The sequence below is a fragment of the Actinomyces oricola genome (genome assembly GCF_004104015.1).
GTDB lineage: Bacteria > Actinomycetota > Actinomycetes > Actinomycetales > Actinomycetaceae > Actinomyces > Actinomyces oricola.
Map to the genome: position 1 here is coordinate 69,493 of NZ_RYFV01000013.1, position 9,286 is coordinate 78,778.

Annotated in this window: 7 protein-coding genes; 6 read left to right on the forward strand and 1 reads right to left on the reverse strand. The window is 72.3% G+C overall.

The window, feature by feature from the left end:
* The first annotated feature begins 68 nt into the window (after window positions 1–68).
* The 4 genes from EUC46_RS06875 to EUC46_RS06890 are packed head-to-tail and all read left to right on the forward strand — an operon-like array spanning window position 69 to window position 4,224.
* On the forward strand, window positions 69–926 hold the full coding sequence (locus EUC46_RS06875; RefSeq protein ID WP_128773453.1) for a lysophospholipid acyltransferase family protein: 858 nt from the start codon (window positions 69–71) through the stop codon (window positions 924–926).
* Complete coding sequence (locus EUC46_RS06880; protein WP_128773441.1) at window positions 923–1,936, forward strand: NAD(P)H-dependent glycerol-3-phosphate dehydrogenase; 1,014 nt, start codon at window positions 923–925, stop codon at window positions 1,934–1,936. The genes EUC46_RS06875 and EUC46_RS06880 overlap by 4 nt, the downstream gene beginning before the upstream one ends.
* Before the next feature lie 30 nt (window positions 1,937–1,966).
* Window positions 1,967–3,151, forward strand: coding sequence for a D-alanine--D-alanine ligase family protein (locus tag EUC46_RS06885; RefSeq protein ID WP_128773442.1), 1,185 nt, complete (start codon window positions 1,967–1,969; stop codon window positions 3,149–3,151).
* Window positions 3,151–4,224, forward strand: a complete 1,074-nt coding sequence (locus EUC46_RS06890; protein WP_128773443.1) for a thiamine-phosphate kinase — start codon at window positions 3,151–3,153, stop codon at window positions 4,222–4,224. Before EUC46_RS06885 ends, EUC46_RS06890 begins: the two co-directional genes overlap by 1 nt.
* A gap of 77 nt (window positions 4,225–4,301) precedes the next feature.
* Here the strand turns inward: EUC46_RS06890 and rpmB are convergent, their stop codons facing one another.
* Window positions 4,302–4,493 (reverse strand): 50S ribosomal protein L28, encoded by a 192-nt coding sequence (rpmB, locus tag EUC46_RS06895; protein ID WP_128773444.1) that lies wholly within the window; start codon window positions 4,491–4,493, stop codon window positions 4,302–4,304.
* A 232-nt stretch (window positions 4,494–4,725) separates the two neighbouring features.
* On the opposite strand from rpmB, the gene EUC46_RS06900 reads away from it, so the two are divergent.
* Together EUC46_RS06900 and EUC46_RS06905 are read left to right on the forward strand one after the other, a co-directional pair.
* Window positions 4,726–6,636: a DAK2 domain-containing protein gene (locus EUC46_RS06900; protein WP_128773445.1), complete on the forward strand. Its 1,911-nt coding sequence runs from the start codon at window positions 4,726–4,728 to the stop codon at window positions 6,634–6,636.
* Between the two features lie 49 nt (window positions 6,637–6,685).
* Complete coding sequence (locus tag EUC46_RS06905; protein WP_128773454.1) at window positions 6,686–9,037, forward strand: ATP-dependent DNA helicase RecG; 2,352 nt, start codon at window positions 6,686–6,688, stop codon at window positions 9,035–9,037.
* Window positions 9,038–9,286 lie beyond the last annotated feature (249 nt).

Here is a 9,286-nt window from a genome sequence, read left to right on the forward strand (position 1 = left end):
CCGCCGGCGATGACTACAGCCAGGTGCGGCGCAGCGATTAGGCTTCACGTGTGCAGACCACACGCCCGATGAGCCCGTTCTACCGCTTCGCCGCACGCGGGGCAATCATCCCCTTCCTCAAGGCCGTCTCGAAGCAGCACGTCCAGGGAACCGAATACTTCCCGCCCACCGGCGGTTTCATCGCCGTGGCCAACCACTTAAGCGACCTGGATTCGCTCACCGCCATGCGCGCCCTGGTCGATGTTGACATCCCGGTGTACTCCCTGGCCAAGTCCACGCTCTTCAAGGTGCCGGTCCTCGGCTCCATCCTGCGCGCCGGCGGCCAGATCCCGGTCCAACGGGCCACTGACAAGGCCTCCAACTCCCTGGCCGCCGCGGAGAAGGTGCTGCACGAGGGCGGCGTCATTATGGTCTTCCCCGAGGGGACGCTCTCGCGCGATCCGCTCAAGTGGCCCATGACCGGCAAGACGGGCGCCGCCCGACTGGCCATGACCACTGGCGTTCCCGTGGTGCCCATGGGCCAGTGGGGGGCTCACACCATCTTGGACACGTACTCCAAGAGGCTCCGCCCCGTGCCGCGCAAGCGCGTGGAGATCCGTGTGGGCCCGCCCCTGGACCTGTCTCGTTTCGGGCGCGATATCTCCGACCGCCGGGCCGTGCGCCAGTGCACCGCGGAGATTATGAGGGCCATTACCGTCCTGGTCGAGGAAATCCGGGGGGAGAAGGCCCCCCGCCCCTTTGACATGCACTACGACGGCGACCCGGGCAAGGGCAAGATCGGTGTGCGCAGACCCGACCCGGCCCCGCAGGAGGCCGACCCCACGGCGCGGGAGTCGGTTGACGAGGCCGCCTCGAAGGACCCCGGCGCCGGTGGGAGCGGCGGCGCGGACCTGCCCGGCGACAGCGCTCCGGAGGTGCCGGCATGAGGGCGGCAGTCATTGGATCGGGCGCCTGGGGAACCACCTTCGCCTGCCTCTTGGCCCAGACCGGCATCCCCACCACCATCTGGGCGCGGCGCGCCCAGATCGCCGAGGAGATTAATGCCGGCTCCAACAGGCGCTATGTGGCTGATTTGGAGCTGCCGCCCCTGATCACGGCCACCACGGACCTGCCGGCGGCCACAGCACCGGCTCAACTCGTTGTCGTGGCCGTGCCCTCCCAGACCGCGCGGGCGGTCCTGACCCCCCTGGCGGGGGGCCTGCGTGAGGATGCGGTGGCCGTGTCCCTCATGAAGGGCGTCGAGCTGGGCACGGGCATGCGCATGAGCGAGGTCCTCGCCGAGGCGCTGCGTCTTGGCCCCGAGCGCGTCGTCGTCGTTTCCGGGCCCAACCTGGCCGATGAGATCGCCGCCGGACAACCCACCGCCACGGTGGTGGCCGCCCAGGACGAGGAGACCGCCGCCCGCGTGGCCGCCTGCTGCGCCACCACCACCTTCCGCCCCTACACCAACACCGATGTTCTGGGAGTGGAGCTGTGCGGTGCGGTCAAGAACGTCATTGCCCTGGCTGTGGGTATTGCCGCCGGGCGCGGTTTCGGGGACAACTCGAAAGCGACCATTATTACCCGCGGCCTGGTGGAGATCACCCGGCTCGGGCTCGCGCTCGGCGCCCGCCCGGAGACCTTCTCGGGGCTGGCGGGCCTGGGCGACCTGGTGGCCACCTGCTCCTCCCCGCTGTCGCGCAATCAGTGCTTCGGCCGCCGCCTGGGCGAGGGGATGAGCGTGGCGGAGGCCGCCGCGGCCTCCCGTGGTGTGGCCGAGGGCGCGAGGTCGGCGCGGGCGGTGTTGGACCTCGCTACCGCCCACGGCGTCGAGATGCCGATCACTGCCGGGGTGGTCGCCGTCGTCGAGGGAGGGGCCACCATCACCGAGGTCACTGACGCCCTGCTGTCGCGACCCCGTAAGTCTGAGGGCATCAACGCCGCCCCCATCGCCTGAGGGCCCACCGGCGGCGGTAGCGTGAGCCCCATGAACGACGCCCCCACCGCCCCCGACCAGGACACCGATGCACCCCCCGCCCAGGCGGGCCCCAGGTCAAGGCCGCGGGTCGCCGTCGTCTTCGGCGGGCGCAGTGGCGAGCACACGATCTCCTGCGCCACCGCCGCCGGGGTCCTGTCCGCCATTGACCGCGACCGCTACGAGATCCTGCCCATTGGCATTACCAAGCGGGGGCAGTGGGTGCTCGTCGACGACGACCCCGCCGCCCTGGAACTGCGCGACGGCGAACCGCCGGTCGAGATCACCGTTGAGGGGCTTGGTCGCGGGCAGCTCACCATGAGGCCCGGCGATGGCATCCTGACTGCCGCCACCCCCGCCGGCCCCGACGTCCTGGGGGCCGTCGACGTCGTCCTGCCGCTCCTGCACGGCCCCTACGGCGAGGACGGCACCCTTCAGGGCATGCTGGAGATGCTCGGCACCCGCTACGTGGGTTGCGGTGTTCTCGCCAGCGCCGCGGGCATGGATAAGCAGGTCACCAAGGTGCTCCTGAACGCCGCCGGCATTCCCACCGCCAAGCACGTCCTGGTTGACGCCCACGCCTGGAGGCGCAACCCGCAGGCGGTCTTGGAGGCCTGCCGGGTCCTGGACTACCCGCTGTTCGTCAAGCCCTCCCGGGCCGGCTCCTCCCTGGGCATCACCAAGGTCAATGAGCCGGCCGGGCTCGCCGCCGCCATTGAGACCGCCCGTGCCGTGGACCCCAAGGTGCTCGTCGAGTCCGGGGTCTTCGGCCGCGAGATCGAGGTCGCTGTCCTGGGCGGGCGCGGCGACGAGCGCCCGCGGGTGGCCGAGCCCGGCGAGATCGTCATGGACGCCGCCCACGGCGCGGGCGAGTTCTACGACTATGAGACCAAATACCTGGCCCACGACGCCGTGGCCATGGTCTGCCCCGCTCGCATTGGCGCCGCCGAACGCGAGCTCCTCATGGACTTGGCGGCCCGCTCCTTCGAGGCCCTGGGCGCTGAGGGCCTGACCCGCGTGGACTTCTTCCTCACCGAGACCGGACAGGCCATTGTCAACGAGGTCAACACCATGCCGGGCTTCACCCCCTTCTCCATGTACCCCTACATGTGGCAGGTTTCGGGCATGACCTACACCGAGCTCGTCACCGAGCTTATTGAGCTCGCCCTGGAACGCCGCGCGGACGTCAACCGCTAATGCCCCGGCCCTGCGAGCATGTGACGGTGGGCGAGCTCGGCGAGGACGCGCTCATTGACACCTTCGCGCCCCTGCTGCCCGCCGGCGACCGCACCCTCATCGGGCCGGGGGACGACTGCGCAGTGCTGACCGCCCCCGACAGGCGCTACTGCGTGAGCACCGACGTGCTCGTCGAAGGCCACCACTTCCGCCTGGAGTGGTCCAGCGCCGAGGACATTGGTGCGCGCGCCGCCGCCCAGAACCTCGCTGATGTCGCGGCCATGGGCGCCCGCCCGGTGGCCCTGGTCGTCAGTTTGGTGCTGCCGGCCACGACCACGCTGGGGTGGGTGCACGGCCTGGTGCGAGGCTTGGCCCGGGGCTGCGCGCCGTGCGGGGCGGGAGTCGTCGGCGGGGACCTCAGCGCCGGTGAGCAGGTGGTGGTCGCGGTCACCGCCCACGGGGACTTGGAGGGCCGCAGACCGGTTCTGCGCAGTGGGGCCAGGCCGGGCGACATTGTTGTGCACGCCGGGAACCTGGGGCGCAGCGCCGCCGGCTTGGCCCTGCTGAGCGCCGGGGTGGTCGAGCCCCACACCGCCGAGGACGCCGATGGCGCCTCCCCGCAGGACGCCGCTTCCTGCTTCATCAGCCTTTTCCGCGCCCCTGAGCCGCCCCTGGAGGCCGGGCCGGCGCTGGCCCGGGCCGGGGCCAGCGCCATGATGGACGTCTCGGACTCCTTGCTGCGCGACTGCGGGCGCATGGCCCGGGCCAGCGGGGTGGTCATTGACCTGGAGGAGCCCACCGCCCCCGGGGCCTGCCTGGGTGCTGACATGAGGGCCCTGGCGCCGGTGGCCACCCTGTTGGTGGGGTCGTCCAACACGGAGGAGGCCCTCGGCATGGCCCGAGACTGGGTGCTCACCGGAGGGGAGGACCACGGCATGCTCGCCGCCGTACCGGCGGGGGCGGTGGCGGCGGTGCCCGCCGCCAGGATCATTGGCCGGGTACGTGAGGTGGCCCCGGGGGAGGGGGCGGGAGTGCTGGTCGGTGGGCGTGAGCCGACCGACTTGGGCTGGGACCACTTCGCCCGGCGCTCTTGAACCGCGCCCCGGCCGAGTACACGAAGACCGCCGCCCCGCAGGACGACGGCCTCAGCAGCCTGGATGGCGGGGTGCGCTCAGATGTTGCGCTCCACCTTGCCGGCCTTAAGGCAGGACGTGCACACGTTCAGGCGCCGGGGAGCACCGTTCACGAGGGCACGCACGCGCTGGATATTCGGGTTCCACCGGCGGTTGGTCCGCACGTGGGAGTGCGAGACGCTCTTGCCGAAGATGGGGCCCTTGCCGCAGACGTCGCACACAGCAGCCACGGTCTCACTCCTGATCTTCTTGCTTAAGCACTCGAGCCGGACCGGCCCAGCGCTAGGTCCACAGCCCGAAGACGCGCCCCGGGCAACCAGGACACAATATCGGACGCCGCCGTCTCCCCCCAAGCGCCCTGAGCGTGGGGTGAGGCACACGCCGCCCCCGCCGCCGGGCTCCGGGTAGCCTGGAGTGTGGGGCGGGGGCATCCGCTCTCCGCCCGAGTACGCTGGAGGTGACATGGCCCGGGGCCGCACAGGGAAGCGCGCAACTGACGTCGTCCTGGACGCCGCACTGGTGCGGCGCTGGCTGCGCCTGGCCGTGGCTATCGCCGAACGCACTCGCGCCCTGGTCGACTCCCTCAATGTCTTTCCTGTCCCCGACGCGGACACCGGGACCAATGTTCTGCTCACCCTGCGCTCGGCCTCTGACGCCCTGGTCCTGCTGCCCGCCGGCGCCGACGTGGCTCAAACCACTCGCGCCGCCGCCGACGGCGCCGTGCGCGGGGCCCGCGGGAACTCCGGCCTCCTGGTGTCCCAGGCCCTGGCCGCCCTGGCCGATGTTTGCGCTGAGGCCCCGGACCCGGCCGGCCTGCGCCCCGTGGAGCTCGTGCGCTCCTACGAGCGCATGGCCTCGACCACCTGGGCCGCGGTCTCCCGGCCCGTGACGGGCACGCTGCTCACTGTCGCCCACGACGCCGCGGCCGCTGCCGCCGTCGCACTTCAGGAGTCCGATGGAACCGCACCCGCCACGATCTCCTCGGTGGCGGCTGCCGCGACCTTCGGCGCCCAGGAGAGCGTGGTCGAGACCGGGGGCCTGGGGCACGGGCCCGTTGACGCCGGGGGCGCCGCCTTCATGCTGCTGCTGACGGCCCTGAGCGACACCGTGGACGCCGGCGACGGCGAGGGCCCCGACGCCCCGGCAACGCCTGATCCCCAAGCCGTCCCGGGCGCGCCCGCCCCGTCGCCCCTGTGCGATGTCGCCTGCCAGATGCTCTCCGAGCTCGCCGTCAGGGGCGTCCCCCACCAGGGGCTCCCATCGGGTGAGGTGGCGGGGGCCTCCACCGGGGAGTTCGAGGTCATGTACCTCCTGGAGGCCACCGCCGCCCAGGCGGCCGCGCTGCGCAGCCGCCTGGAGGACGTTGGGGACTCGGTGGGCGTGGTCGGCACGCCCGACGCCTTGGGCGTGGGCCTCTACCAGGTGCACGTCCACACCGACACCCCGCGCGCCGCCCTGCCGCGCGGGGGGCGGGCGCGCCAGATCTGCGTCCACCACCTTCACCCCACGCCGCTGGTCCTGGCCCACGACGAGCCGCCCCTGCCCTGGGACGCCGCGCGCAGCGCAGAGGGGGCCGGGCACGTGGTTTCCCTGGAGCGCCTGGCGGCCAAGCGTGCTGAGCGCACCGAGCGCCGCCACCGGGCCATGAGCACCCACCCTTCCCAGGGGGACGCCCCCCCGGGCGGATACCCGCGGCCCGCAGGGCGGACGCGCCTGGAGACGGGGCGCATCGGGGTGATCGCCTGCACCCGCGCGCCCGGCCTCATTGAGCAGTTGGCCCGCACCGGCGCCGTCGTCGTCCTCAACCCGGAGCGGGAGGGGATTGTGCGCGCCGCCGGCGACTTGGGGCTGGCCGAGGCGATTGTCCTGCCCTGCGACGCCGCCTCCACCGGCCAGGCCCATGAGGCCGCCCGGGCCCTGGCCGCGCGCGCCGTCGTCTCCACTGTGGCCGCCCCCGCCGGGGCCGCCCCCGCCCCGCACCGCAGCGAGCAGACCCCTGAGGGGGTTCAGCTCCTCGTGTGCGACACCGACGACGAAGCCCGGGTCCTGGCCGCCGCCGTCGCTGTCACCGACCAGCGCCAGGGCGACCGGCTCTCCGACTTGGCCCGGCGCGCCTGGCGGGCCGCCGCGGGCATACGCACCCTGGCCTTGAGCGGTCCCGACGGGGAGGCGGAGGCCGTCACCCGCACCGTGGTGGGGCTACTGCGCGACGACGACGAACTCCTCACCATTATCCTGGGGCGCGACGCCCTGCCCGACGTCGGGGCCCTGGCGGCCGAGGCCGCGGCCCAGGCATCGCGGTGGAACCCGGTGGAGGTGGTCGTCCACGCCGGCGGCCAGCCGGCCCCTGATGTCTTGCTCGCCATCGAATGAGGACGCCATGAGCGCACCTAGGGGCGCGGTGCCGCTGCTGGAGCGGCCCCTGGAGAGGCTGTTGGGGAAGCGCACCGCCGGCCAGTTGGCCAAGCAGGGCTTGAGCACTGGCGGCGACCTGCTGCGGTATCTGCCGCGCCGCTACGACACCTGGGGCGAGTTGACCGACCTGCGCACCCTGGTCGAGGGCGAGCACGCCACCATTCAGGTCGAGGTGGTGCGCTCGGCCTCCCGGCGCACCCGCTCCGGACGCCCCCCGGCCCTCATGGAGGCCACCGTCACCGACGGCTCGTCCACCATGGAGGTCGTCCTCTTCGGCGCCGTCGGGCTCATGAAGAGCTACGCCGCCCAGTTGGCCCCGGGCACCACGGTGCTCATGAGCGGGAAGGTGGGGCGCCATCAGGGGCGCCGCCAGGTGGTCTCCCCGCGCTTCGAGATCCTCGATGAGCTTGACGACGCCGAGCGCGAGGCGCTGCGGGCCCGGCCGGTGCCGATCTACCCGGGGACCGAGGCCCTGCCCTCGTGGCGGGTGGCCAAGGCGGTCCGTACGGTCCTGGACCAGGCGGGGCCCGAGGACGTGCCCGACCCGTTGCCGCGGGCGCTGCGGCAGCGCGAGCGCCTTGTGGACGCCTTGACCGCCTACCAGTGGGTGCACACCCCTGAGGATGCCGAGCAGTGGCGCGCCGCCAGGCGGCGCCTGCGCTACGAGGAGGCCTTCGTCCTCCAGGCCGCCTTGGCGCAGCGGCGGGCCCGCCACGAGGCCAGTCGCACCGCCGTGGCCTGGCCGCGCCCGCTCCCCAGCGGCTCACTGCTGGCCGAGCTGGATGCCTCCCTGCCTTTCGCCCTGACGCCCGGGCAGGAGCGGGTGGGCCGCGAGTTGGCCGAGGCCCTGGACTCCACTGTCCCCATGCAGCGCCTCCTTCAGGGCGATGTGGGCTCGGGCAAGACCGTGGTGGCGCTGCGCGCCATGGCTCAGGTGGTTGGCGACGGCGGGCAGGCGGCGCTGTTGGCCCCCACCGAGGTTCTGGCCGCCCAGCATCACGCCTCGTTGGAGCGGCTGTTGGGGCCCTTGGCCGGGGTCGGCATGCTCGGCGGGGCCGAGCACGCCACCCGTGTTCACCTATTGACCGGCTCAACCCCTGCCCCTGCGCGCCGCCGGATCCTCGCCGAGCTGGCGGCCGGGGAGCCCGCAATCGTGGTGGGCACGCACGCTCTGCTGTCCGCCACGGTACAGATCCCCTTCTTGGGGCTGGTGGTGGTTGACGAGCAGCACCGCTTCGGGGTGGAGCAGCGTGACGCCCTGCGTGAGCGTGGCGGGGTCAGTGACCCGGCCTCGCTCAGGGAGCGCGCCCTCGAGCCCTCCACCGCCGTTGGCGCGGACTCCATCAATGTGGCCGCGTCCACGGAGCGCACCCCGCACCTGCTGGTCATGACCGCCACTCCGATCCCGCGCACGATCGCCATGACCGTCTTCGGGGATCTGGCGGTCAGCGTCCTCGACGAGTTGCCGGCCGGGCGCAGCCCGGTGACCACGCACCTGGTTCCCTGGGAGCGCACCACCTGGGTTGAGGGGGTGTGGCGGCGTGCGGCCCGGGAGGTTGCCGCCGGCGGGCGCGTCTATGTGGTGTGCCCGAGGATTGACGTGGGTGAGGAGGGCGCGCGGGGCGCGGACGGCATGCCGGGGGAGGAGGGCGTTGGCGCCTTGAACGGCCTGGCGGGCGGCGCCCGGGGCGGTGCCGCGGGCGCCCGAGGCGCTGTCAGGCGCTCGGGGGAGGCGGCGGCGCGGCCCTTGGCCTCGGTGGAGGAGTGGGCGGTGCGGCTGGGCGGCGAGCCCGCATTGGCCGGCATTGACATGGTGACCTTGACCGGAAGGATGAGCCAGGCGGAGAAGGATGCCGCCATGGCCGCGTTCGTTAGCGGGCGGGCGCCGATCATGCTGGCGACCACCGTCATTGAGGTTGGTGTGGACGTGCCGGAGGCCTCCATGATGGTGATTCTTGACGCCGACCGCTTCGGCTTGTCCCAGCTTCACCAGCTGCGCGGGCGTGTGGGGCGCGGTGAGCGGGAGTCGATTTGCGTGGCGCTCACCGGCGTGGAGGTGGGTTCGACGGCGTTCCACCGGCTCAAGGCCTTCGCCTCCACCACGGACGGTTTCGCCCTGGCTGAGGCGGATCTGGAGTTGCGCAGTGAGGGCAATGTCTTAGGGGCGGCCCAGTCGGGGCGCAGCAGCGACTTGGATCTGCTGCGAGTCAGCCGCGATGCGTCCTTGATCGCGAGGGTGCGGGGCCAGGCCGAGGAGTTGGTTGCCGCTGACCCCGAGCTGAGGGGGCACCGGGCGCTCGCCGCCGCTATTGCCAGCCGCCTGGATGAGGAGTCGCAGGCGTACCTGGAGCGCTCATAGGCGGGCGGGGCGCGAGCGGGGAGAGCGTGAGACGGCGGGGCCGGGGTTCTTGTGCGCATAGCGATCGTGCCCTTGGGGCCGGGATCGCAAGAGGGCTGAAATCGCTGACCGTATTAACAAATGAGCCTTTCTCACTGGGAGTGGGGGTCGAGGGGTGAAGATGGTTGGAGTGGTGCGGGGAGGTGGGTGTGTCGTAGACGAAGGCACGCGGAGCCGTGCGTCAGAGTTGTTTTCGACCAAGAAAACCTG